At 69.0% G+C, this 24,373-nt stretch carries 21 protein-coding genes and 4 tRNA genes; 9 read left to right on the top strand and 16 right to left on the bottom strand.

The features are described from left to right. The 6 genes from MIC98_RS12500 to MIC98_RS12475 all read right to left on the bottom strand — a co-directional run bounded on the left by MIC98_RS12500 (position 1) and on the right by MIC98_RS12475 (position 4,461). Positions 1–561: a DUF2857 domain-containing protein gene (locus tag MIC98_RS12500; protein WP_011347596.1), complete on the bottom strand. Its 561-nt coding sequence runs from the start codon at positions 559–561 to the stop codon at positions 1–3. A gap of 15 nt (positions 562–576) precedes the next feature. Further along, positions 577–2,232, bottom strand: a complete 1,656-nt coding sequence (locus MIC98_RS12495) for a ParB family protein (protein ID WP_011347597.1) — start codon at positions 2,230–2,232, stop codon at positions 577–579. Continuing rightward, positions 2,225–2,473 carry a hypothetical protein gene (locus MIC98_RS12490; protein WP_011347598.1) on the bottom strand — a complete coding sequence of 83 codons (249 nt, stop codon included), beginning with the start codon at positions 2,471–2,473 and terminating at the stop codon, positions 2,225–2,227. The genes MIC98_RS12495 and MIC98_RS12490 overlap by 8 nt, the downstream gene beginning before the upstream one ends. After that, positions 2,457–3,332, bottom strand: coding sequence for a ParA family protein (locus MIC98_RS12485; RefSeq protein ID WP_011347599.1), 876 nt, complete (start codon positions 3,330–3,332; stop codon positions 2,457–2,459). The genes MIC98_RS12490 and MIC98_RS12485 overlap by 17 nt, the downstream gene beginning before the upstream one ends. A 42-nt stretch (positions 3,333–3,374) precedes the next feature. Further along, positions 3,375–3,587 (bottom strand): AlpA family transcriptional regulator, encoded by a 213-nt coding sequence (locus MIC98_RS12480; RefSeq protein ID WP_011347600.1) that lies wholly within the window; start codon positions 3,585–3,587, stop codon positions 3,375–3,377. A gap of 118 nt (positions 3,588–3,705) precedes the next feature. Beyond that, on the bottom strand, positions 3,706–4,461 hold the full coding sequence (locus MIC98_RS12475) for a hypothetical protein (RefSeq protein ID WP_011347601.1): 756 nt from the start codon (positions 4,459–4,461) through the stop codon (positions 3,706–3,708). Between the two features lie 29 nt (positions 4,462–4,490). Between MIC98_RS12475 and MIC98_RS12470 the strand changes: the two genes are divergently transcribed. The 3 genes from MIC98_RS12470 (at position 4,491) to MIC98_RS12460 (ending at position 5,586) form a co-directional block, all read left to right on the top strand. Beyond that, positions 4,491–4,649 (top strand): hypothetical protein, encoded by a 159-nt coding sequence (locus MIC98_RS12470; protein ID WP_167310314.1) that lies wholly within the window; start codon positions 4,491–4,493, stop codon positions 4,647–4,649. Positions 4,650–5,288: 639 nt separating this feature from the next. Beyond that, positions 5,289–5,364: transfer RNA gene (locus MIC98_RS12465), tRNA-Gly, on the top strand. Positions 5,365–5,512: 148 nt separating this feature from the next. Beyond that, positions 5,513–5,586: transfer RNA gene (locus MIC98_RS12460), tRNA-Cys, on the top strand. Between the two features lie 130 nt (positions 5,587–5,716). Here the strand turns inward: MIC98_RS12460 and dxs are convergent. The 8 genes from dxs to rnd all read right to left on the bottom strand — a co-directional run bounded on the left by dxs (position 5,717) and on the right by rnd (position 13,124). Then, a complete protein-coding gene (gene dxs / locus MIC98_RS12455; RefSeq protein ID WP_239737400.1) occupies positions 5,717–7,627 on the bottom strand; it encodes a 1-deoxy-D-xylulose-5-phosphate synthase in 1,911 nt (636 codons plus the stop codon). A 178-nt stretch (positions 7,628–7,805) separates the two neighbouring features. Further along, complete coding sequence (locus MIC98_RS12450) at positions 7,806–8,468, bottom strand: HNH endonuclease (RefSeq protein WP_057641668.1); 663 nt, start codon at positions 8,466–8,468, stop codon at positions 7,806–7,808. Positions 8,469–8,548: 80 nt separating this feature from the next. Then, positions 8,549–10,339, bottom strand: a complete 1,791-nt coding sequence (locus MIC98_RS12445) for an acyl-CoA dehydrogenase C-terminal domain-containing protein (protein WP_239737399.1) — start codon at positions 10,337–10,339, stop codon at positions 8,549–8,551. Between the two features lie 28 nt (positions 10,340–10,367). Further along, on the bottom strand, positions 10,368–10,775 hold the full coding sequence (locus MIC98_RS12440) for an LEA type 2 family protein (protein ID WP_239738175.1): 408 nt from the start codon (positions 10,773–10,775) through the stop codon (positions 10,368–10,370). A 268-nt stretch (positions 10,776–11,043) separates the two neighbouring features. Then, a complete protein-coding gene (locus tag MIC98_RS12435) occupies positions 11,044–11,580 on the bottom strand; it encodes a lipocalin family protein (protein ID WP_239737398.1) in 537 nt (178 codons plus the stop codon). A gap of 135 nt (positions 11,581–11,715) precedes the next feature. Continuing rightward, positions 11,716–11,791: transfer RNA gene (locus MIC98_RS12430), tRNA-Phe, on the bottom strand. 146 nt (positions 11,792–11,937) lie between these two features. Beyond that, positions 11,938–12,013 (bottom strand) — tRNA-Ala (locus MIC98_RS12425). Positions 12,014–12,029: 16 nt separating this feature from the next. Continuing rightward, on the bottom strand, positions 12,030–13,124 hold the full coding sequence (gene rnd / locus MIC98_RS12420) for a ribonuclease D (RefSeq protein WP_239737397.1): 1,095 nt from the start codon (positions 13,122–13,124) through the stop codon (positions 12,030–12,032). Positions 13,125–13,243: 119 nt separating this feature from the next. On the opposite strand from rnd, the gene MIC98_RS12415 reads away from it, so the two are divergent. Together MIC98_RS12415 and MIC98_RS12410 are read left to right on the top strand one after the other, a co-directional pair. After that, on the top strand, positions 13,244–15,082 hold the full coding sequence (locus MIC98_RS12415) for a formylglycine-generating enzyme family protein (RefSeq protein ID WP_345772162.1): 1,839 nt from the start codon (positions 13,244–13,246) through the stop codon (positions 15,080–15,082). Between the two features lie 48 nt (positions 15,083–15,130). Continuing rightward, positions 15,131–16,030, top strand: coding sequence for a M48 family metallopeptidase (locus MIC98_RS12410; RefSeq protein ID WP_239737396.1), 900 nt, complete (start codon positions 15,131–15,133; stop codon positions 16,028–16,030). 118 nt (positions 16,031–16,148) lie between these two features. On the opposite strand, the gene xseA is transcribed toward MIC98_RS12410, so the two are convergent. Together xseA and queG are read right to left on the bottom strand one after the other, a co-directional pair. Continuing rightward, positions 16,149–17,477, bottom strand: coding sequence for an exodeoxyribonuclease VII large subunit (gene xseA / locus MIC98_RS12405; RefSeq protein ID WP_239737395.1), 1,329 nt, complete (start codon positions 17,475–17,477; stop codon positions 16,149–16,151). A gap of 157 nt (positions 17,478–17,634) precedes the next feature. Then, on the bottom strand, positions 17,635–18,726 hold the full coding sequence (queG, locus tag MIC98_RS12400) for a tRNA epoxyqueuosine(34) reductase QueG (RefSeq protein ID WP_239737394.1): 1,092 nt from the start codon (positions 18,724–18,726) through the stop codon (positions 17,635–17,637). Positions 18,727–18,749: 23 nt separating this feature from the next. On the opposite strand from queG, the gene MIC98_RS12395 reads away from it, so the two are divergent. The 4 genes from MIC98_RS12395 to mutL all read left to right on the top strand — a co-directional run bounded on the left by MIC98_RS12395 (position 18,750) and on the right by mutL (position 24,371). Next, complete coding sequence (locus MIC98_RS12395) at positions 18,750–20,225, top strand: NAD(P)H-hydrate dehydratase (RefSeq protein WP_239737393.1); 1,476 nt, start codon at positions 18,750–18,752, stop codon at positions 20,223–20,225. Between the two features lie 5 nt (positions 20,226–20,230). After that, entirely contained in the window at positions 20,231–20,710 is a 480-nt protein-coding gene (gene tsaE, locus MIC98_RS12390; RefSeq protein WP_239737392.1) for a tRNA (adenosine(37)-N6)-threonylcarbamoyltransferase complex ATPase subunit type 1 TsaE, read from the top strand. Positions 20,711–20,791: 81 nt separating this feature from the next. After that, positions 20,792–22,297 (top strand): N-acetylmuramoyl-L-alanine amidase, encoded by a 1,506-nt coding sequence (locus MIC98_RS12385; RefSeq protein WP_239737391.1) that lies wholly within the window; start codon positions 20,792–20,794, stop codon positions 22,295–22,297. 223 nt (positions 22,298–22,520) lie between these two features. Beyond that, on the top strand, positions 22,521–24,371 hold the full coding sequence (gene mutL, locus MIC98_RS12380; RefSeq protein ID WP_057641909.1) for a DNA mismatch repair endonuclease MutL: 1,851 nt from the start codon (positions 22,521–22,523) through the stop codon (positions 24,369–24,371). The last annotated feature ends 2 nt before the right edge of the window (positions 24,372–24,373 follow it).

Here is a 24,373-nt window from a genome sequence, read left to right as displayed (position 1 = left end):
TCAACCCAATCCCTGATCGACCCAGCTCTTGATCGAGGCCCAGACCACCGACAGAGGCAGCGACATGCCTTCGGCCAAGTCCATGGCGGCATCGAGGATGGAGGTCTCGTCTTCGAGATCGACGTTCCTGCTGCTGGTCACGGCCTTCCATTGCCGCCACAGCTCCGTGTCCTGCTTCTCGTCCAGCACGGGATGGCGACCCTTGCGCTTGGGCAGGCCGAGGATTTCGCGGCGAAGCGCCACTTCCTGGTGGGTCAGGCCGTAGAAGCGGCTGACCATTTCGGTGCTCGCGCCGAGGCGCAGCATGCGATCGACCGTGGCGATCTCCTTCTCCACGTCCTGCGCCTGCCTGAGCAGACGCAGGAGCACTTCGCGGTTGACCGTCACCGAGCACCACGAGACGTTGGCATTGGCCAGCACGCTGATCAGCGCGGGATGCTTGAGGGCGTCCAGCTCTTCCTCGCCAAACCCCATCAGCTTGCAGCGGCGCAGTTGCCCATTGCGCAGGTCATAGAGGGCCTGGGCGATGACGGCCTGGTTGAGTGGGTGTGGTGCGGACATGCTGGCCTCCCTCGCTTACGTTCCAGCGTCCGCAGCGCCGGCGTCCAGGTCGAGCAGACGGCGGGCCAGCCGCAGCAGCCGGAACAACTTGACCAGTGCGGTGTCGCTCAGTCGCCGGGTTGCGTCGCCTTGTCCGTGCAGCAGCGCCGACAGGTCGATGACGAATTGCCCGTTGTCCAGGCGGACGTCGGCGGGCTGCTGACCGGACAGGCATGCCAGCAGCGCCAGAACGGCACGACCCAGCGGCCCCGGGTCCTGGGCGTAGGCACGGCAGGCGAAACCGATGCCGTCTGGACGGTCATCGATGCACTCGTCCAGGCGGGCCTCGTCCGCGATCTCGCGGGCGAACTGCGCGACGTGGATGCGCAGGCGCTCGGGCGTGTCCAGGCTCGCGTCGATGTACCAGACATCAGAGATCGGATAGAGCCCGCCGGCCTGTACGGGGATGGACTGCAAGACGTTCGCCGAGAAGTCAGGCGGCAGCGCATCGCCCAACTGGTCGGCGACCATGCGCTGGATGGACTGAAGCCGTTCGGTCGTTGGCGCCGGTGAGACGATGTGCTTCTGAAGCAGGTGGTCGTCCGCTGTCGGACTGGCCGTGCCCGCCTCGTTGGCATCTGCGTCGCTCTCGCGCGTTGAGGTGGGAGACGCAGGGCTTGCAGGCTGCGCTGTCGGTGCTGGCCCTGTGGTGGGCGGCGAGGCGTTGGCAGGTGGGCGCGCGATAACCCCAGGCTCCGGCAAGGCGGGCGGCGTCGAGGATGGCGTCGGATCGCTGACCAGAGCGCGCTGGCGGCTCTCGGATTCGGTCATGTCCAGCGCGAGCACGTCGTAATCGACGCCCAGCAGCTCGGCCATCTGACCGATCAGCTCGTCCTGTACGCGCTGCGCGGAGAACTCGTCGGCCTGCACATCAAACTGCGACAAGACTTCCTGGAAGAACTCGTCGAAGTCCTGAACCAGCGTGCGGCCCTTGGCGTAGCGCTCCCACGCGAACATGCAGGCCTTGCGCATGACCGACAGGCGTTCGACCTGGTGGCGGCCGAGGCCGCCATAGAGCACGGCGGGGATCGCCGGCAGGAGGTAGCGCACCGCGTCGTTCATGCGGCTGATGTGCGACTGCTGGACCGGGAAGCCATCGGCGGCCAGGCGGCGGGCTAGTTCGGACTGGCTCAGGGCGGCGCCGCTTTCCTGCTCGTAGAACTCGCGCGCCTTCTCGACGCCGAGGGCGCGCTCGATGAAGGTGAGGCCGCCGCGCAGTTCGTTCTCGGCCAGGTGGCCGGTCAGCATGACGACTTCGCCGCGGCTGGGCCACGGCCGGAACAGGCACGATATGCGGAAAAACTGCTCGTCCTTGGTCTCCGACCACAGTTCGCGCAGGATCGCCAGCCGCGTGTTGCCGCCGTTGCGGATGATGTAGTGGTCCTCGCCAGGCCGTCGGGTGATGGCCGGTGCCGCATCCAAGCCGCGCTCGCGGATGGATGCCTTGATTTCCTCATAGGCCGGATTGCGCTTCTTGCGCGGGTCATGGTCGTAGGGGCGTAACTGGTCCAGGGTCACGACCATGGGTGTGTCGGCGATCGGATCGCTCAAGGCCGACGCGGCCGGGCCGCTGCGCTCGAACCCGGCCGCGAGCAGCTTGCCGGCCATCTGCTGGGAGGTGATCTCAGCCATGGCTGCCTCCCTGCGCCTGGGATCGGGCCTCGCGCTCGGCGCGGCGGATCTGCGCACGGGCGTTGAGGGCGGCCCGGTGGTCGCTGGCCGTCGAACTGGTGTAGATCGCGGCACAGCCTGTCTTGGTGAATTTGAGGTGGCCGCCCGGCGTGCGTTTGACGTGCCAGCCTTCACCGACAGCGAACTCGATCAGGGCGCGCAGCCGCTTGTGGCCTCGGGCCAGTTCATGTGCATTCGCCATGGGGCCTCCTGCCATCAAGAGGGACTGGCGAACGGCCGGACACCGCGGCAAATCGGTGTTGCCACTGCGGGAACAGCTCGCCAGCGAGGCCGCGCATGGTTTCGAGCGCGGCGGGGGCGACTCTGCCCGGTGGCTGGCGGTATTCGACCCGATGGACTGGCAGGCCGCGCGTCGCGGCGCGCGGATAGGCTTCGATGGCCGGCACGTCGGTGGTCAGCACGCGGATGCCGGCGTGGTCCTGGAACAGGTCGCGCAAGGCCTGCTGGATCAGCCGGGCGTTCGCCGACACGGGGTGGACGCGGTTGATAAGCAGGTGCAGCGGTGGCGGCTCGATGCCGAGGTGCCGGTACGGCGCGATGTCTTCGAGCAACTGCATGGTGCCGCGCCGCAGCTCGCGCGCCGCGAGGATTTCCGGGGTCACGGGCGACAGCGCAACGTCGGAGGCGAGCACCGCCATCTCCAGCAGCACCGAGCGCGCGCCCTGGGTGTCGATCAGCACCAGGTCATAGAGGGGAGCCAGGACCGGCAGCAGGTGCCGTAGCCGCAGGCGCCCATCCGGCGCGTGCAGCAGCAAGGTGTTCAACTCGCCCCGGTGGTCGTTGGACAGCACCAGGTCCAAGCCCGAAATGATTGTGCGGGACACGAGCTGGCCGAGGTCGCGCTCGTTGAAGGCCAGCAATTCATAGATACCGCCGGGCGCGCGGTGGGCCAGCTCGTAGTACGAGGACAAGGTGGGCTGCACGTCGAGATCGAGCAGCAGCACGCGCAGCCCCGCGTCGGCGACGAGCCCGCCCAGGTTCGCGGCCGTGGTGGTCTTGCCGACGCCACCTTTCGTTGAAATGATGGATACAACCTGCATGGCGTTCTCCGTGTGAGGATGGAAGGTCCGCGGGAGAACGGGTCAGGCCCGGTTGTTGACGCGCTCGGCGATCCACTGATCGATTTCGATGGAATCCCAGCCGACGGCGCGCACACCCAGGCGCAGCGCCTGCGGGAACTGGCGCTTCTTCATCAGGTTGTAGATGTGGGCACGCTTGAAGCCGGACTTCGCTTCGACTTCTTCCAGACGCAGAATGCGGCGCTCGTTGGGTGGCAGTACAGGTGTTTGCGACATGGCGGTCACTCCTGAACGCTCAGTGGCGTTTGTTGGCGTGACCTCTATTCAATAGACACGGCTGCGGAAAGACATTGCAAATGCAATCTCCGCGACTGCACATACAAGCTGGCAATCCTCAGAGCGTGGCGCTATGCAGCCGGCGCCTGGCCGTGGCGAACTTGCCGTTCAGCGTCCGCTCGGCGATCCCCATGACGCCGTGGTGATGGGCGACCAGTGCGCTGACCACAGCCTCCTGCGTCTTGAAGCTGGAGTACGGCGTGCCCGAGGGCGACTGGCCGAGCATCAGCTCCAGCATGCCCCCGATGATGTTCAGGTAGGTGGCCTCGGCCCGATCGCTGATCGGGCACTGCGCGCAGGCGGGAATCACCGTGGACTGCTTGAGCAGCGCGTCGTGCTTGTCCTGCAGCTCGCGAAGTTGGCGCTTGGACTGTTCCAGGGCGGATTTCAGGGCGAGCTGCTCAACCAGCATGGCTTGCCCAGTCTCCAGCGAGATGAAGGGATGGGCGATGCGCTCGCTGCGGGAGAAGAGAAAGCCTGGTCGCTGTTCGGGGTAGTGCTGGCGCATCCAGCGCTTCAGATCGACATGGCGGACGGTGAGGTCGGGAGAGTCGATCAGCTCGGTGTCGTGCATCGTGATGCCGTCCCGCCCGAAGGGCAGCTCCCCATTGAGGATGCCGTCATAGATGCGTTCGGTGTACAGCCGCAGTTCGCCCCAGCGTGGGCAGTCCAGCGAAAGTGGCAGGTTCCGGGGCGACGAAATCGAGGCCAGGATCACCTGCTCGTACCGCAGCAGCCCGGCCCAGCGGATGGACGCTTCGATCGGGAGGTAGAACACCTTTGATGTTGGTGCATCATTCTTGTTCTCGTACATGCTCGGTCTCCTTCCAGGAGAAGAACTACATGGCCGACTCCTTTGCCGCCGACATCATGGTCGGCCTGTTACCTGTGCAGGAAACGAGTCCCGAGGCTCGCTTCGTCATGGGGCTTGAGTACTTCTCACCAGTTCGCGCCGCTGGTAGCCGTCGTATGCTCGGTGTGCAAAAATCCATTGATCGCTAGAAGGTCAATCGCCGGAAGGTGGGTTCGACAGCGACGCGCACGCTATCAGGGTCGTAAGAAATTGCGGCCCCTGCAAAACCCACTAGGTATGACTAGATATGCCAGCGGTTTCACGAGGTGCGAGGGGGCGGCAGTGGCCGCCGAACGTCCGGCCGGACGTAGTAAACCCGCGCCTGTGATGCTTGTTTCCGCATCCTGATATATCGACAAAGGCAACGTGCGGTGCGTGCCGCTCCTTGACAGCATCCGAACTAGGTCAGCACCGGAACATCGGCCTAGCCCTCATCGCCGTGGGATGCGGAAGCAGAGAGTGAGAGGTAGGAGGCCAGTTCGAGACCACCGCCGCCGACGTAGCGCCGAGTGTGGGTCGGGTGTGCTGCGTGCAGGTCTATAGAGGTCAGTGGAATTCTTTGGAAGATCTTGTTGGCGAGGATGAAAAATTAGGCTACAATTTAGGTCTTCGCTGGCCACCTCGGCGAAGAAAGGGTTTGGGAAACAACGACTTATGCGCCTAGTGCAAGTCTCGTTTCCCGCTCCAATGTCGAACGATGCCGCGGTCGATCCGCAGCTTGGTCCGAAGGGAATCGTTGCAAACGCTGGCGCATTGTTCGGTTGACCTGTAGAATGCGCGGCTCCCAAGCGGGAATAGCTCAGTTGGTAGAGCGCAACCTTGCCAAGGTTGAGGTCGCGAGTTCGAGTCTCGTTTCCCGCTCCAAATTCCGAAAGAACCCCGGCAGCGGGGTTTTTTCATGGCCCCCGTCCCTGGGGGCCACCCTTCGGGCGGCTTCGCCGTGAAAAACGGCGGTCCTGCCGTTTTTTCATATCAGGGCGATACACTCGTCGCCCTGATGGAAACAGTTGATGGCCTGGTAGCAGAGTGGTTATGCAGCGGATTGCAAATCCGCGTACGCCGGTTCGATTCCGACCCAGGCCTCCATTCAAAGCCCTGATTCTTCAGGGCTTTTTCTTTGCCTGTCGTCCGGTGAAGGGATATCTGCCTACGGCATGAAGAAAACCCGCGCCGGCTGTGGTCGGCGCGGGTCCGGGGTGCCGCAGGAAGCCGGGATTCAGCCCGTTGCGCTCAACGGGGCGTTGCTGCCGTGGACGTCCGGCCAGCGCTTGAGGATGGCGGCGCGGATGCCGCTGGCGTCGATGCCGGCCTCGGCCAGCAGGTCCTCGCGGCTGGCGTGGTGCTGGAAGCTGTCGGGCAGGCCCAGGTGCAGCACCGGCATCACGATGGCCTCGGCACCAAGCAGTTCGGCCACGCCCGAGCCGGCGCCACCGGCGACCACGTTGTCCTCGATGGTGACGAAGGCGTCGTGGCTGCGCGCCAGTTCCAGCAGCAGTGGCTTGTCCAGCGGCTTGACGAAGCGCATGTTGACCACGCTGAGCCCGAGTTCGCGACCCACCTGTTCTGCAGCGGCGACGGTCGCGCCGAAGGCGAGCAGGGCGATGCAGTGGCCCTGCACGCGCAGCTGCGCCTTGCCGATTTCCAGCGTGGACAGGTCGTTGCCGGCGGCGACGCCGGGGCCGGTGCCGCGCGGGTAGCGCACCGCCGCCGGGCCGCTGTAGCGCAGGCCGGTGCTGAGCATCTGCCGGCATTCGGCCTCGTCGGCCGGGGCCATCACCAGCATGTTCGGCACGCAGCGCAGGAAGCTCAGGTCGAGGTTGCCGGCGTGGGTGGCGCCGTCCGGGCCGACCACGCCGGCGCGGTCGATGGCAAACAGCACGTCCAGGTCCTGGATGGCGACGTCGTGCACCAGTTGGTCGTAGGCGCGCTGCAGGAAGGTGGAGTAGATCGCCACCACCGGCTTGGCTCCCTGCGTCGCCATGCCGGCCGCCAGCGTCACCGCGTGCTGCTCGGCGATGGCCACGTCGAAGTAGCGCTCGGGGTATTCCTTGCTGAAGCGGACCAGCCCCGAGCCCTCGCGCATCGCCGGGGTGATGCCCATCAGCTGCGGTTCGGCGGCGGCGGCGTCGCACAGCCAGTCGCCGAACACGTCGGTGTAGGTGGGTTTCTTCGGCGCGCCCTTGGCCGGCAGGCCCTTGCTCGGGTCGAACGGGCCGACGGCGTGGTAGCCGATCTGGTCGCCCTCGGCCGGTTCGTAGCCCTTGCCCTTGGTGGTCATCACGTGCAGCAGGTGCAGCCCCTTCTTGCCCTTGAGGGTCTTGAGGGTGGACAGCAGCAATGGCAGGTCGTGGCCGTCGATCGGGCCGGTGTAGTGGAAGCCCATCTGCTCGAACGCGGTGGACGGCACGAACATGCCCTTCCACTGTTCCTCCCAGCGCTTGACGAAGCGCGCCGGCGGGCTGCTGCGCTTGTCGCCGAGGATCTTCTTGCCGCCCTCGCGCAGGGCGTTGAGGGTGCGGCTGGCGGTGGCGCGGCCGAGCATCTTGGTCAGCCCGCCCACCGCCTCGGAGATGGACATGTTGTTGTCGTTGAGGATGACCAGCAGGTCCGGTTCCTCGTCCATGCCGCCGGCGTGCGCCAGCGCCTCGAAGGCCATGCCGGCGGTCATCGCGCCGTCGCCGATCACCGCCACCATCTTGCGCCCGTCGCCCTGGCGCTGGCGGGCGATGGCCATGCCCAGCGCGGCGGAAATGGAGGTGGAGGAATGGCCGACGCCGAAGGTGTCGTACTCGCTCTCCTCGCGCTTTGGGAACGGCGCTACGCCGTCCTTCTGCTTGACGGTGTGGATGCTGTCGCGGCGGCCGGTGAGGATCTTGTGCGGGTAGGTCTGGTGGCCCACGTCCCACACCAGCTGGTCGACCGGGGTGTCGTAGAGGTAGTGCAGGGCGGTGGTGAGTTCGATCACGCCCAGCCCGGCGGCGAAGTGGCCGCCGCTCTTGCCCACCGATTCGATCAGGTAGTCGCGCAGCTCGCCGGCGACCGCGGGCAGCTCGGCTTCGTCGAACGTGCGCAGGTCGTGCGGGGTCTGGATGCGCGAAAGGCGCGGATAACGGGCGGAGTCGATCATTTTCTTCGTGCTTCAAGCAAGGCGCCATTTTCGCCCCCATTCCGGGGTGGGGCAAGCAAAGCGCCGGTACGAGCAGTCTCGGCCCATGCCCGTATGAGCGGCGTGAGTCGCGACCGGAGTTTTATCGGGGAAGGCCCGGTCGCGACTCACGTCGCTCCTGCACGGGCGTGGCAGGGCGTCAGGTGCCGCGGCGTAACGCGCTCTTGGGCAACTGCGCCTTCAGGAAGGCCATCTGGTCGGCCAGGATGTTGCGGTTGGACAGGATCAGGTGCTCGATCCAGCTCGGCCGGTACGGTACCGCCAGCAGCGGCATGTTGGCCTGCTGCGGGGTGCGGTTGGCCTTGCGCGAGTTGCAGTGGAAGCAGGCGCTGACCACGTTCTCCCAGACGTCGCGGCCGCCCTTGGACAGCGGCATAACGTGGTCGCGGGTCAGGTGCGGGCGGCTGAACTGCTGGCCGCAGTACAGGCACAGCTGCGCGTCGCGGGCGAACAGCGCGGTGTTGGTCAGGTTGGGCGTGGGGTCGATGGCGCGCGAGCGGGCATGGCCGCGGGTGGCGATGATCGGGTGCAGGTCCAGCCCGCTGCGCAGGCCGGTGCGCCGGCTGGTGGCGCCATGCACGTGCAGGCAGGGATCGCCGAGCGTCCATGCCACCGCGCCGCGGGCGTAGAGGCAGGTCGCTTCCTGCCAGTTGATCCAGTCGAGCACGCGACCATGCGCGTCCAGCGACAGCAGTCGCACGGAACCGAGGCGGTGCAGGGGAGGGGGCGAAAACCCGGTTTCCGGAGCGGGGAGGACGGCTCCGGTATCGATCAGACCACGCGGGGTAGTGTCTGTCTCCATCGGGAGAACAGCTTATACCCGATGTGTGACGGTTTGTGTAATTTCATAGGAGCGCACCAAGGTGCGCTCCTGCGGGGGGATCACGCGCCGAAGCGGGTGGCGTCCATCGCCATCAGCGGCTCGGCGCCGCTCTGCATGCTGGCGGCATGGGCGAGGGTGCGCGGCAGGATGCGGGCGTAGTAGAAACGCGCGGTTTCCAGCTTGGCCTGCTTGAAGCCTTCCGGATGCGCCGAGGCCTGTGCGGCGGTGACGCTGCGCGCCCACCAATAGGCCAGTGCGACGTAGCCGCTGTAGAACAGGTAGTCCCAGCTGGCCGCGCCCAGTTCTTCCGGGTTCACCGCCGCGCGCTGCAGCACGTCGATGGTCAGCTTGCCCCATTCCTGCGCCTTGGCGCCCAGCACCGGCAGGAATTCGGCCACGGCCGGGTTGCCGGCGTTGGCGGCGATGAACTGCTCCACTTCGGCCAGGAACAGCTTCAGGCCGGCGCCCTGCGAGACGGCGGTCTTGCGGCCGATCAGGTCCAGCGCCTGGATGCCGGTGGTGCCTTCGTACAGGGTGGTGATGCGGGCATCGCGCGCCAGCTGCTCCATCCCGTGCTCGGCGATGTAGCCGTGGCCGCCGAAGCACTGCTGTGCATTGTAGGTGGCCTCGATGCTCCACTCGGTCAGGCAGGCCTTGACGATGGGGGTGAGGAAGCTGACCAGCGTGTCGGCGTCGGCGCGCACCTTCGCGTCGCCGGCGTGCTGGGCGGCGTCGAGCTGGGTGTAGGCGTGGGTGGCGAGCAGGCGGCCACCTTCGGTCAGCGCCTTGATCGTCAGCAGCATGCGGCGCACGTCGGGCTGGGCGATGATCGGGTCGGCCGGCTTGTCCGCCAGCAGCGCGCCCTTGGGCGCGCGCGACTGCAGGCGTTCGCGGGCATAGGCCAGCGCGCCCTGCCAGGCGCGCTCGGACTGCGACAGGCCCTGCACGCCCACGCCCAGGCGCGCGGAGTTCATCATCACGAACATCGCCTGCAAACCCTTGTGCGGCTGGCCGACGAGGTAGCCCTGGGCGCCGTCGAAGTTCATCACGCAGGTGGACGAGCCGTGGATGCCCATCTTGTGTTCCAGCGCGCCGCAACGCAGGGCATTGCGCTCGCCGAGGTTGCCGCTGCGGTCCACCTTGTACTTCGGGGTGACGAACAGCGAGATGCCCTTTGGGCCGGGAGGCGCGTCGGGCAGTTTGGCCAGCACGAGGTGGACGATGTTCTCGCTGAGATCGTGCTCGCCGGCGGTGATGAAGATCTTGGTGCCGGTGATCGAATAGCTGCCGTCGTCGTTCGGCTCGGCGCGGGTCTTGAGCAGGCCCAGGTCGGTGCCGGCGTGCGGTTCGGTCAGGCACATGGTGCCGGTCCAGTTGCCGGCCACCAGCGGCTTGAGGAAGGTGTCCTTCTGCCAGTCCTCACCGTAGTGCTTGAGCGCCTCGACCGCGCCGTGCGACAGCATCGGGAACAGGCTCCACGACAGGTTGGCGGCCGACACCATCTCGCTCAGCGCCATGCCCAGCGTCTCCGGCATGCCCTGGCCGCCGAACTCCGGTGCGGCGGTCAGGCCGGTCCAGCCACCTTCGACGAACTGCGCATAGGCTTCCTTGAAGCCCGGCGCGGTGGTGACTTCGCCGGTGGCCTTGTCGAGCTTGCAGCCATGCTCGTCGCCGGTGGCGTTCAGCGGCGCCAACACGCTGCCACTGAAGCGGCCGGCTTCTTCCAGCACGGCGTCGATCAATTCGGCATTGGCGTCCTCAAGGCCCATCGCGGCGAACAGGGATTCGGCCTTGAGCACGTCATGCAGGGCGAAGCGGAGGTCGGTGAGGGGGGCGGTGTAGTTGCTCATCGTGTCATCTCGGGCAAAACGTGATGGGTCAGCGCAGCACGCCGGGCAGGCCGGGCGCCTGGTTGAGGCTGTTGCGGGATTTCACTTCGAAGCTGCGTTGCTTCTTTTCCTCGGGCGTGGCCTTGACCGTGCCCTCCAATTCGTAGAACAGCGAGCGGCCGCCGGCCAGTGCATCGGCCATGACGATGCGGGCCGGCGAACTCGGTTGCAGGCGCAGGGTGACCACGTCGGCCGACTCCGGGCCGATGGACAACCCGGGCGCGGCGCTCAAGGTGCCGGCGGCTTCATCGCCCACCTTCATCCGCAGCGCGATGTCGTCGAAGCGCATCGGCATCGAGCTGTAGTTGCGCAGCCGCAGTTCCACTTCCCAGTTGCCGTCGTTGCCGACGGTGAGCTGCTGGATGCCGGCGGCCGGTTCGGAAACCCGCTTCACCATGCCGCCGCCACACGAGGCGAGCGCGAGCGCGAGAAACGTGGTCAGGACGTACTGTAGGCGGAAGCGCATGCTGCTCGGTCCTCGGGTCCGGAGGGGATCGGCCAAAGGATACTACGCCGTATGGCGAACGTGGCCCGGGCCGCCGGCGGCCGCAGGAGCGGGATTTTCCCGCGCGGGCATCCAGACATGATCCACCCGTGGCGGACCCGCGCTGCCGGTACAGCGCTGGAGGGCGGTAGTCGCGCCCGATGCCGGTACCGCCGGGCCGTCACTCGACTGGTGCCATCACCTTCAGCGGCGCCAGGTCGTAGCCCATGTCGGCCGCCTGCCGCTTGAGCGACTCGAACAGGGCGCCGTCCATCGACGGCGAGCGCGACAGGATCCACAGGTACTTGCGGTCCGGCTCGCCGATCATCGCCCAGTGGTAGTCCGGGTCCAGCGCGATCACCCAGTAGTCCGCCCATACCCACGGCAGCCAGGACAGCCAGTCCGGCGCGAAGCGGACCTGCAGGCGTCCGGAATGCCCGTCCACGGCGCGGGCGACGCCCTCGGCTTCGATCAGCTTGCCGCTGTCCGTGCGGCAGCGGTTGAGCACGCTGATGCGGCCATCGGCACGCAGGCCGTAGCTGGCGGTGATGTCGGCCACGCATTTCTTCTGGAAGGGCGTGGGCAGGTGGGCGATCTCGTGCCACTGGCCGGCATAGCGGTCCAGATCAAGCGGTTCCACCGACTGCAGCGGCGGTGCCGCCCAGGCGGCGGTGGAGCACAGCAGCGACAACGACAGGAGCAGGCGATGGACATGCATGGTCTGGCCTCCGTGATTGTCCGGCAGGCTAAGCAAAGCCGCCCACGGCGGTGTGAAGCTTTCGTTCGATATCGCGCCGGGCGAGGAGGCGGGCAAACAAAAAGGGCTTGCATCGCTGCAAGCCCTTGAATCTTGTGGTGGCTCGGGACGGAATCGAACCGCCGACACGGGGATTTTCAATCCCCTGCTCTACCAACTGAGCTACCGAGCCACTTTGTTTTCGCGGCGTTGCCGCCGGCGAGGACGCGCATGATACGGAGGTCCGTCGGATTCGGCAAGGGAGAAACCGAAGAAATTTCCCGGCCACCGCGCAAACAAAAACGCCGCATCTTTCGATGCGGCGTTTCCGTCTGGAGATGGTGGAGCCAGGGAGGATCGAACTCCCGACCTCGTCATTGCGAACGACGCGCTCTCCCAGCTGAGCTATGGCCCCGTGCGGCCCGCAAATTCTAGCGCGTGCTTTCCGGTTTCGCCAAGAGGGGGCGCAGCAGCGGTTCAAGTTGCTGCCTGCGCCAGCCGGCCAGTGGCGCGGGCCAGTCGCCGTTCTGCAGCAGGGCTTCCAGGTGCTTGCGCGAGGCGAGCAGGCCGTCGGGCAGGCCGAGTTCGCTGCCGTGCCTGGCCACTGCATCCTGCAGGCGCTTGAGCGCGGCCTTGTTGGCGTCGGTGGCGGGCAGCGGTTGCGGCGCCTGGTCCTCGTCGGGCAGCGGGGTTTGAAGGGTCTGCCATACCGCCTGCGAGAGCTTGCGCGGGGCCTTGGGGAAACGCTCGAACAGGCGCAGCAGGGCGTCGTGGTCGGTCGGCGGCGTGCGCGCCAGGGTGGCGGCCAGTTCGTTGTCGAGGATCCAGCTGCGCGGCTTGTCGCTCTGCCGGGCCTGCTGGTCGCGCCAGCGCAGCAGCCGCAGCAGGCGGCGTTGCGCGTCGGTATCGAGGAACTGCGCCGCGCGCATGGACAGGTGCGGCCAACGCTCGCCTTCGTCGTTGTCGACGCCGGCCAGCAGGCGTTGTGCATCGTCCTGCATCCATGCCTGCCTGCCGAGTTCGTGCAGGCGCCGGTCGATGGCATCGTGCAGGGCGAACAGGTATTCGACGTCGTCGGCGGCATATTCGAGCTGCGCCGGCGACAGCGGGCGGCGCATCCAGTCCGAGCGTGTCTCGCCCTTGGGCAGGGTGGTGCCGGTGATCTCGGCGACCAGTTTCTGGTAACCCATGCCGCCGCCGATGCCTGCCAGCGCGGCGCCGATCTGGGTGTCGAACAGCGGCCGCGGCAGCGCGCCGCAGGCGCACTTGAACGCCACCAGGTCCTCGCTGGCGCTGTGCATGACCTTGAGGATGGCGGTGTCCTCCAGCCACGGGCGCAGGGCGTCGGTCATGCCGGGGATCAAGGGGTCGATCAGCAGGATTTCGTCGCCCACCGCCATCTGCACCAGCGCCAGTTGCGGCCAGTAGGTGCGTTCGCGGATGAATTCGGTGTCCAGTCCGATGCGCGCGGGGCGTTGTTGATGGCGCGCTTCCAGTTCGGATGGGTGTTTGATCCAGTGAGCCACGTGTATTCCGTCGACGGCAGGGTTTGCCCGGGCAGGCGAGAATAGCCTAACGTCGCAGCGCCCCCGAGCGCGGGAACCGTATGGAAGGAAGTTTGCGCACAACCGGCAGGATGGTCCGCATGGCGCTGTGTGCCGTGCTGGCCTGTGCCGCGTGCGGGCGCCAGGCGCCGGAGGTTTCCGCGGTGGTACCCGAAGCCATCGACCATGCCGCGGCGGGCGAAGCGGCGCGACCGGCGGCCGGCGCGCTGCCGATGGTCCTGCCGGATGCGCCGCCGCCGTGGGTGCCGTTGACGGTGGAGCTGCAGGCCGACGAAGTGCGCGGGGCACTGCGCAAGGCGGCGGCTGCACTGGCGGAAGGGCGGCTGTACCACGAGGCGGACGATGCAATTCCGCTTTACCTGGCGGTGCTGGCGCTGCAGCCGGACAACCGCGAGGCCACGCGCGGGTTGCGCAAGGCGAGGGCGCAACTGCTGGCCTCGGCCCGCGGCCTGCTGGAGCAACCCGAGGACCAGCGCAGGGCGCTGGCCGATGCGGCCGAACGGATGGCGGTGGCGGTGTACCTGGCGCCGGAAGGCAAGCCCGAGCTGGAATTGCAGCAGCGCGTGCAGGTGGCGCGCCGGCTGCTGGCGCTGAACCGGGCCGGCGAGGATGCGCTGCGCAAGGGGCGGTTCGACGAGGAAGGCGGCGCGCTGGCCGCGTTCACCGAGGTGCTGGCGCTGGACCCGGGCAACAGCCGCGCGCGGCAAGGAGTGGCGGCGGTGGAAAGCGGCCTGCTGCGCGCCGCCGAGGAGGCGGCCGCGCTGGCCGATTTCGATGCCGCGCTGCGTTTGCTCGACCGTGCCGCGAAGATCCGCGATGACGCCCCGACCGTGGCCGATGCACGCTTGCGCATCGAAGCCATGCGCATGGCGCAGCTGGCTGCGTTGCGCGACGGCGGCCTGCGCGACCTCACCTCACCCAAGGGCCTCAAGGACGCGCGCGAGAAGCTGGAGCGGGCGCTGCGCATCGCCCGGCCCGGCGACGAGGCGGTGGCGGTGCTGCGGCAGCGCATCGAACTGGCCGCGCATTACGGCAGTTTCCGCCCCGGGCAGGTGTTCACCGACGCCCTGCTCGATGGCGGGCGCGGGCCGCAGATGATCGTGGTCCCGCATGGCGGCTTCCAGATGGGCGCGACCAATGGCGAGCCGGGGGCGGTCGATGCCGAGCGGCCGCAGCATTACGTGCGCTTCGAGCGCGGCTTCGCCATGTCGATCACCGAGGTCACCGTGGCCGAGTTCGGCCGTTTCGTGGCCGCGGCCAATGCCCGCCCGCGCGCTGTCCGGCGCGGGCATTCGGTGGTCTACGACGAGCGCAGCGGCAACTTCATCCGCCGCAGCGGCGTGGATTGGCGGTCCGGCTACAACGGTGCCAGGGCCACGCCGGACGATCCGGTGATGCACGTCAGCGTGCGCGATGCCGAGGCCTATGCGGCATGGCTGTCCGAGCAGACCGGGCGCTATTACCGGCTGCCGAGCGAGGCGGAGTTCGAATACGCCCTGCGCGCCGGCAGCACCGGGCGCTACCCGTGGGGGAACGCCGGGGTGCCGCCGGAGGGCAGCGGCAATTTCACCGGCGGCGAGGACGTCTCGCCCAGCGGCCGCCACTGGAAGAATGCCTTCGTCGGCTATGGCGACGGCTACTGGGGCGCGGCGCCGGTCGGCCGCTTCCGCGCCAATGCCTGGGGCCTGCACGACATGGCCGGCAACCTCAGCGAATGGGTGGCCGATTGCTGGCACGCCAGCTACCGGCGCGCGCCGGCCGATGGCGCGGCCTGGTACAACCCGGGCTGCCGGCAGCGCGTGGTGCGCGGCGGCAACTGGGCCAACGCGCCGGAACAGACCCGCGCGGCGTGGCGGCTGTCGCAGGACTCGGACATGACCAGCGCGCGCATCGGCTTCCGGTTGGTGCGTGGCATCTGACGCGGCGCGCTACCATCGCCGTGGCAGACCCGGCGATGGAGATTCCCGATGCGACAGGACCCTGTTGGCAACCCGCGCGACCCGCGTCGCCGCCGTGGCGTCGGCGGCCTGCGCTGGATCGTCCTGCTCGGCTTCGCCATCTATGGTGGCTGCTACTACTTCAGCAACCGCACGGTGGACCCGTATACCGGCGAAAAGGTGCTGATCGATGCGTCGCTCGACGCCGAGAGCGAGAAGGCGCTGGGCCTGCAGGCCTACCAGCAGATCCTGTCGCAGGAGCGGCCGGTGGACCCGGATACGCAGGTGGCGCGGCAGATCCGCGGGATCGCGCAGCGGCTGATCGCCAAGGTCGAGCCGGTGGAGGCGGCGCTGGCAGCCGAGCACGGACAGGCGCCCAACCGCTTCTCGCAGGGCTTCGACTGGGAAGTGAACGTGCTGCAATCGGACCAGGCCAACGCGTTCTGCCTGCCCGGCGGCAAGATGGCGGTCTACACCGGGCTGGTGCCGGTGGCGAAGAACGCCGATGCGATGGCGGTGGTGATGGGCCACGAGATCGCCCACGCGCTGCTGCGCCACGGCGCGCAGCGCATGGCGCAGCAGAAGCTGACCGAGATCGGTCAGATGGCCGGTGCCGCCGGCGGCATGGATGCGCAGCAGCAACCGATGCTGATGTCCGCCTTCGGCTACGGCTACCTGCTGCCCTATGCGCGCACCCACGAAACGCAGGCCGACGAAGTGGGGCTGATGCTGGCCGCGGCAGCCTGTTTCGACCCGCAGGAAGCGGTGCCGCTGTGGGAGCGCATGGGCGCGGCCAGCGGCGGGCAGGCGCCGCCGGAGTTCGCCTCTACCCACCCCAATCCCGGCACCCGCATCCAGAACCTGCAGGCGCTGATGCCCAAGGCGATGGAATACCGGCAGCGGTTCTGCGAGACGGCGCAGGCGAATTGATTCGTGGATGCGGGGCAAGCTCCCGCGCAAATGGCCATGCGTCTCGCAGGTGCCGGGCTTGCCCGGCACGAGGCATTGCCGGGAAAGCTTAAAGCTTCATGCGGGGCAAGCCCCGCATCTACGAGGGGTCGATGACCTGCACGTCCACCGTGCCGTCGCCCACGCGTGCATGCAATGTATCGCCGGCCTGGACCTGCGTGGTCGAACGCACCAGCGCGCCGTCATCGGCACGGGTGAGGATCGAGTAGCCGCGCGCCACCGTGGCCAGTGGGCTCACCGCTTCCAGCGAACGGGCGATGCCGCGCAGGCGCAGGGCGTCGCGTTGCAGTTGCCGCGCCATCGCCGCCTGCGTGCGCGGGGCCAGCATCGACAGCCGTTCGGCGAGCAGGGCGAGGCGGCGGCCGGGCCGGGTCGCGCGCAGCACCGCGTTGCCATGCGCCAGCCGCGCGTGCCGCTGTTGCAGCTGCCGTTGCCAGCAGGCATGCAGGCGCGCGAGCGCGGCCTGCTGGCGTTGCCGCAGCAGCGCCAGCCGCGCCTGCGGGCTGCCCGCCTGCAGGCGCAGTGCGGCGCGGTCGGCGCGCTGCATCGCCTGGTTCAGTACGTGCGCCTGCCGTTGCGCGAGGCGGTGCTGCAGGTGGCGCAGGCGCGCGCCGAGGTCGCGCCGGTCCGGCACCAGCAGCTCGGCGGCCACCGAAGGCGTTGGTGCGCGCAGGTCGGCAGCGAAGTCGGACAGGCTGAAATCGGTCTCGTGGCCGACCGCCGACACCACCGGGGTGGCGCAGGCGGCGATGGCGCGCGCCAGCTGTTCGTCGTTGAACGCCCACAGGTCTTCCAGCGAGCCGCCGCCGCGGGTGAGCAGGATCGCGTCGTAGCGGCCGCTGGCGTCGGCGCGGCGCAGCAGCGCGGTGATCTGCGCGGCGGCGGTTTCACCCTGCACCAGCGTCGGCAGCAGCTCCACTTCCAGCAGCGGGAAGCGCCGCGCCAATACGCTGAGCACGTCGCGCACCGCCGCACCGCCGGGCGAGGTGATGACCGCCAGGCGCCGCACATGCGCCGGCAACGGCTTCTTGCGCTCCGCGTCGAACAGGCCTTCGGCCTGCAGGCGCGCCTTCAGCTCCTCGAAGGCGCGGCGCAGCGCGCCCTCGCCGGCTTCCTCCATGTGGTCGAGCACCAGCTGGTAGTCGCCGCGCGCCTCGTACAGGGTCAGGCGCCCGCGCACCAGCACGCGCAGGCCCTCACGCGGGACGAACTTCAGCCACTGGCTCTTGGGCCGGAACATCGCCGCGCGCACCTGCGCGCGTGCGTCCTTCAGCGTGAAGTACAGGTGCCCCGACGATGGCCGGCTGACGTTGCCCAGCTCGCCCTCCACCCACACCAGCGGGAACGCGCCTTCGAGCAGGTCGCGGGCGAGCGTGTTGAGCTGGCTGGGGGTGAGGAGGTGGTCCATGTGGCGGGAAAGAAAAGCGGAGGGCTATTGTTCTCGCCTGCGCAGGGGAACGCCAGCGCTGGCGGCGGCAGACCTGTAGGAGCGCACTTCAGTGCGCGAAAGGGCTTTGTCGGTAGGGCCCCATCGCGCACTGAAGTGCGTTCCTACGAGTGCGCTTTTATGGGGAGGGCAAGGAGATCGGGGCATCGTCGTGCCGCTGCAACGCCCAGCGCACATGCTCGCGCACCAGTTCGGAGGGATGTTCGATGCGGCTTTCCAGCGCCTGCCGCGCGGCGGGCGAGGGTGCGGCATTGCCCAGCGCCACGGCGATGTTGCGCAGCCAGCGTTCGTGGCCACTGCGGCGGATCGGGCTGCCCTCGGTGCGGCGCAGGAATTCGTCCTCTTCCCACGCGAACAGCTCCGGCAGCGTGGCGGTGTCCAGGTTGTTGCGCGCGCGGAAGTCCGGCTCGTCGGTGCGACGGGCGAACTTGTTCCACGGGCACACCAGCTGGCAGTCGTCGCAGCCGTAGATGCGGTTGCCCATCAGCGGGCGCATTTCCAGCGGGATGGCGCCGTCGTGCTCGATGGTCAGGTAGGAGATGCAGCGGCGCGCGTCGAGCCGGTACGGGGCGATGATCGCCGCGGTCGGGCAGACCTCGATGCAGCGCGTGCAGGTGCCGCAGTGCGCGGTGGCCGGTGCGTCGACCGGCAGCGGCAGGTCGACGTAGATCTCGCCGAGGAAGAACCACGAGCCGCCGTCCTTGTCGATCAGGCAGGTGTGCTTGCCGATCCAGCCCAGCCCCGCGTTGCGCGCCAGCGCGCGCTCCAGCACCGGCGCCGAATCGACGAACACGCGATGGCCGAACGGGCCGACCTCGGCGGCCACGCGCTCGGCCAGCTTCTGCAGGCGGTTGCGCATCAGCTTGTGGTAGTCGCGGCCGAGTGCATAGCGCGCGACGTAGGCGCGCTCGGCATTGTTCAAGGTGGCCCAGGCTTCGGCGTCTTCCTTGGGGCCGTAGTCCAACCCGACCGAAATCACCCGTACCGTGCCCGGCAGCAGTTCGTGCGGGCGCGCGCGCATCGCGCCGTGCCGGGCCATCCATTCCATCGTTCCGTACAGGCCCTTGCCGAGCCAGTCGGCCAGGTGCGCCTCGTCCTCGCGCAGCTCGATGTCGCTGATGCCGCAACGCTGGAAACCGGCCTCGCGCGCAAGCTGGCGGATGCGCAGCGACAGCTGCGCCATGTCGGCGGCGGAAACGGCTTCGGGCATGGCGCAAGTATAGAATTGCCGGCATGAACCCGCCCGCCGAACTGTTCGATACCGCCGCCGCGCGGCGCATCGATGCGCAGGCCACGGCCGTGCTTGGCGGCGACGGTTACGTGCTGATGCAGCGCGCCGGGCAGGCGGCATGGCAGTGCGCGTTGCAGCACTGGCCGCAGGTGCGGCGCATCGTGGTGGCCTGCGGGCCGGGCAACAACGGCGGCGATGGTTACGTGCTGGCACGGCTGGCGTGCCAGTCCGGCCGTGAGGTGCGCGTGCTGCACCTGCCGGATGACGCGCCGCGCACGCCGCTGGCGCAGCGCGCGTGCACTGACTACCTCGCCGTTGGCGGGCGGGTCGAATTGTCCCGCGACTGCCTCGGGAGCGCGGAGTTGGTCGTCGATGCGTTGTTCGGCATCGGGCTGTCACGGGCGCCGACGGCCGCTGCCGCAGCGCTGGTCGAGGCCATCAATGCCGCGGGCGCACCGGTGCTGGCGCTGGACGTGCCCAGTGGCGTCGATGCCGACAGCGGCGCGGTGCCGGGCGCGGCCGTGCATGCCACGCGCACGCTGCAGTTCATCGTGGCGCACCGCGGGCTGCATACCGGCGATGCGCTGGAACATGCCGGGCACTGCCTGCTGGACGGGCTGGATGTTCCCGCCGAAGCATTTGCCGGTGCTGCGGCTGTGGCATCGCGCTGGAACGGGGCGGCGTTGCCGGGGCTGTTGCCGCCGCGCCGCGCCAACACGCACAAGGGCGAATCCGGCCACGTGCTGTGCATCGGCGGCAACCACGGCAGCGGCGGCGCGGTGATGCTGTGCGCCGAGGCCGCGCTGCGCAGCGGCGCCGGGCTGGTCAGCGTGGCCACGCGCGCGCCGCACGTGGCGCCGTTGCTGGCGCGCTGCCCGGAAGCGATGGCGCATGCGGCCGATGCGGAATTCGATCCGGCCGGATTGCTGGCGCGTGCCGGCGTCATCGCGCTGGGGCCGGGGTTGGGGCAGGACGACTGGGCCCGACGCTTGTGGACCGCGGCGCTGGACAGCGGCAAGCCGCTGGTGGTCGATGCCGATGCGCTGAACCTGCTGGCCGCCGCGCCACGCCCGCTGCCGCAGGCCATCCTCACCCCGCATCCGGGCGAGGCCGCGCGCCTGCTTGGTATGGATGCCGCCGGCATCCAGCGTGACCGTTTCGCCGCTGCGCATGAATTGGCCACGCGCTTTTCCGCCGTGGTCGTGTTGAAAGGCGCTGGCAGCGTGGTGGCCGCGCCGGGCGCCACGCCGCGGGTGATCGCCGCCGGCAACCCGGGCATGGCGGTGGGCGGCATGGGCGACCTGTTGACCGGCGTGATCGCCGCGCTGCGCGCGCAGGGGCTGCCGGCATTCGATGCGGCCAGCGCCGGTGCGTTGCTGCACGGGCTGGCCGGCGATGCCGCCGCACGCGCGGGCCAGCGCGGCCTGTTGCCGCGCGACCTGCTGCCTCACCTGCGCACCTTGTCCAATCCGGAATGACGACGATGATCGAACTGCTGCTCCCCGACGCCGACGCCACCGACCGGCTGGGCCGGTTGCTGGCGCATACCCGGCCGTCGCCGGCGGTGGTCCACCTGCACGGCGACCTGGGCGCAGGCAAATCGACGCTGGCCCGTGCATTGCTGCGCGCGCTGGGCGTGCAGGGCGCGATCCGCAGCCCGACCTACACGCTGGTCGAGCGCTACCCGCTGCCGGCCGGCGAGGCCTGGCACCTGGACCTGTACCGGATCGGCAATGCCGGCGAGCTGGACTTCCTCGGGCTGGACGAGGCGGCGGCCGACCTGTGGCTGGTCGAATGGCCCGAACGCGGCGCCGGCGCGTTGCCCCCGCTGGACCTGCAGGTGGCGCTGGAAATGCATGGCGCAGGCCGCAAGGCCAGCCTGCACGCCCATTCACCGGCCGGCGAGGCGTGGCTGGAACGGGCGCGGCAATCGGGTCACTTGCAGGGTCTTCCTGCCGCCTGACGGCAGAAAGGTGTGGCAGGTTGCGGATTATTAAGGGAAAAGGTGTTGCAATCGTGCGCCGCCAATGATTGAATCCGCGCCATGCCCACGGCCATCCGCCTGCCTGTCCTGTCTGCCCTTGTCGCCGGACTCGGTCTGGCCGCTTGCGCTTCGGCGTGGGCGGGCGAGGTCCGCGGCGTCGCCCTGCAGGCGGGCGCCACCGGCACCCATGCCGAGATCCAGCTGGCCGGCGGCGGCAGCTACAAGACGCTGAGCCTGTCCGCGCCGAACCGGCTGGTGGTGGATTTCCCCGATTCCAGCGCCGTGCGCGGCCTGAAGCTGCCGGCGGCGACCGGCGTGGTCACCGCGGTACGCACCGGCAACCCGGTGCCGGGCACGTTCCGGGTGGTGTTCGACCTGGCCGAGTCGGTGACGGCGTTCAAGCCGCGGATGCAGGCGTCGGGCGCCGAATCGAAGCTGGTGATCGAATGGCCGGGCGATGCCCCGGCATCGGCCGCCACCGCACCAGCACCGACACCGGCGACAACGGCACCACCCCCAGCCCAGAACGATGCTGTGGCCCGTGCCGAGGCCGCCCGTGCCACGGCGGCACTGACCGCATCGGTGCTGCAGCAGGCGAATGCGCCCGCTCCGGCCTCGGCCACGACCACGCAGGAAGCCCGCCCGTCGCCTGCCGCCATCCTCAACGGCCTGACCGTGGCCACCGGCGTACCGGCCACGGTGCCGGCGGCTTCCACACCGGCGCAGGTGACGGCCGCCGAACCGCCGGCGCCGCGCCCGGTCATGCCCAGCGATGCCTCGCGCATCACCATGCAGCCGGGCATGCGCACGCTGGTGGTCGCCATCGACCCCGGCCACGGCGGCCAGGACCCCGGCGCCATCGGCCCCACCGGCAAGCGCGAGAAGGACGTGACCCTGGCGGTGGCGCGCGAACTGGCGCGGCAGGTCAATGCCACCCCGGGCCTGCGTGCCTACCTGACCCGCGACACCGACGTGTTCATCCCGCTGCCGATGCGCGCCCAGCGCGCGCGCGCGGCCAAGGCCGACATCTTCATCTCGATCCATGCCGATGCGGCGGAGAACCGCTCGGCCACCGGCTCGTCGGTGTACGTGCTGTCGACCAAGGGCGCGTCCTCGCAGCGCGCGCGCTGGCTGGCGGACAAGGAAAACGCGGCCGACCTGATCGGCGGCGTCAGCCTGCAGCGCACCGAGGGCACGCTCGCCAACGTGCTGCTGGACCTGGCCCAGAGCGGCTACATGAAGGCCTCCGAGGATGCGGCCGGGCACGTGCTGGGCGGCCTGAAGCGGATCGGCAACAACCACAAGCCGAACCTGGAGCGGGCCAACTTCGCGGTGCTGCGCACCTCGGACATGCCGGCGATGCTGGTGGAAACCGCGTTCATCTCCAACCCGGAGGAAGAACGCCGCCTGATCGACCCGGCCTACCAGCGCCGCATCGCCGGCGCGGTGCTCGATGGCGTGCACACCTTCTTCAGCCGGCAGCCGCCGCCGGGCACGCTGTTCGCTGCGCGCGCGCAGGCCGAGATGGAAGCCGCCGCCGGCACCGTGGCCGGCGGCAGCAAGTAAGGTGCAATTGTCGGCCAGCGGCTGGCTGTAGGTCGGGGCCACTGCCCCGACGGCTGCCGCCATGCACCGACGCGGGTTATCGGGGGCGTAGCCCCGACCTACCTCGATGACAATGATTCCGGGGTTGCCGAGCAACCGGCTATCATCTGCCGATGCCTGCTTTCCGCCTGATTTCCGCGCGTTCGCCCACCTGTTTCCCGTCCCCGGCCACGGGCGCCGCGGCATGAACAGCATCCGCCCACTCCCCGAAATCCTGATCAACCAGATCGCCGCCGGCGAGGTGGTCGAGCGCCCGGCGTCGGTGGTCAAGGAACTGGTCGAGAACGCGCTCGACGCCGGCGCCACCCGCGTCGACATCGACTTGGAAGAGGGCGGCGTACGCCTGATCCGCATCCGCGACAACGGCGGCGGCATCGCCGCCGAGCAACTGCCGCTGGCGGTGTCGCGCCATGCCACCAGCAAGATTGCTTCGCTCGACGACCTTGAAACCGTCGCCACGCTCGGCTTCCGTGGCGAGGCGCTGCCGTCCATCGCCTCGGTCAGCCGCTTCACCCTGGCCTCGCGCCAGCCGCACGACGAGCATGGCGCGGCGTTGCAGGTCGAAGGCGGCAAGGTTGGCGAGGTTGCCCCGCGCGCGCATGCGCCGGGCACCACGGTGGAAGTGCGCGAGCTGTTCTACAACGTGCCGGCGCGGCGCAAGTTCCTGCGCGCCGAGCGCACCGAGCTGGGCCACATCGAGGAATGGCTGCGCTCGCTGGCACTGGCGCGGCCCGACGTGGAACTGCGCGTGTCGCACAACGGCAAGCCCTCGCGCCGCTACAAGCCCGGCGACCTGTATTCGGATGCGCGGCTGGGCGAAACCCTGGGCGAGGACTTCGCGCGGCAGGCGCTGCGCATCGACCATGTCGCCGCCGGCCTGCGCCTGCATGGCTGGGTCGCGCAGCCGCAGTATTCGCGCGCCAGCGCCGACCAGCAGTACCTGTACGTCAACGGCCGCCCGGTGCGCGACCGCAGCGTGGCGCATGCGGTGAAGCTGGCCTACGGCGACGTGCTTTACCACGGCCGCCAGCCGGCCTACGTGTTGTTCCTCGAACTCGACCCGGCGCGCGTGGACGTCAACGTGCACCCGGCCAAGCACGAGGTGCGCTTCCGCGATTCGCGGCTGGTGCACGACTTCGTGTACCGCACGCTGAAAGACGCGCTGGCCGAAACCCGCGCCGGCATGGAGCCGGCGGCCGCGCAAGCGCCGCACCCGGCCGGGGCATCGCCGCTGCCCGCTGCGGGCATGGGGGGCGGCTACGCGTTTGCGCGTCCGGCCGGCGGCACTGGTGCGGGCACCGCATGGCAGGCGCGGCAGTCGCCGCTCGGGCTGCCGGTGGCCGAGGCTCCGGCCGCCTATGCTGCGCTGTATGCGGCGCCATCCGACACCGCGCAGGCAGCGGTCGTCGACAACGGTACCGGCCTGCCGCCGACCTCCGCCGACAGCGGCGTGCCGCCCTTGGGTTACGCCATCGCGCAGTTGCACGGCATCTACATCCTGGCCGAGAACGCCGAAGGGCTGATCGTGGTGGACATGCACGCCGCGCACGAACGCATCGGCTACGAGCGGCTGAAGACCGCGCATGACGGCATCGGCCTGCACGCGCAGCCGCTGCTGGTGCCGATCACGCTGGCGGTCGGCGAGCGCGATGCCGACACCGCCGAGCGCGAGGCGGCGACGCTGGCCGAACTCGGTTTCGAGATCACCCGCTCCGGCCCCGGCTCGCTGCACGTGCGCAGCATCCCCGCGCTGCTGGCCAATGCCGAGCCGGAGGCGCTGCTGCGCGACGTGCTCACCGACCTGCGCGAACACGGCCAGAGCCGGCGCGTGGCCAGTGCCCGCGACGAGCTGCTCTCGACGATGGCCTGCCACGGCGCAGTGCGCGCCAACCGGCGGCTGACGCAGCCGGAAATGAACGCCCTGCTGCGCGACATGGAAGCCACCGAGCGCTCGGGGCAATGCAATCACGGGCGCCCGACCTGGGCGCGTTTTTCGCTGGCGGAGATCGACCGCTGGTTCCTGCGGGGGCGTTGACG

The organism is Stenotrophomonas sp. NLF4-10, from assembly GCF_022359915.1.
In the GTDB taxonomy this organism is placed as follows: domain Bacteria; phylum Pseudomonadota; class Gammaproteobacteria; order Xanthomonadales; family Xanthomonadaceae; genus Stenotrophomonas; species Stenotrophomonas daejeonensis.
The sequence above is the reverse complement of the archived record's forward strand: the minus strand, read 5'-3'. Positions and strand labels throughout refer to the sequence as shown.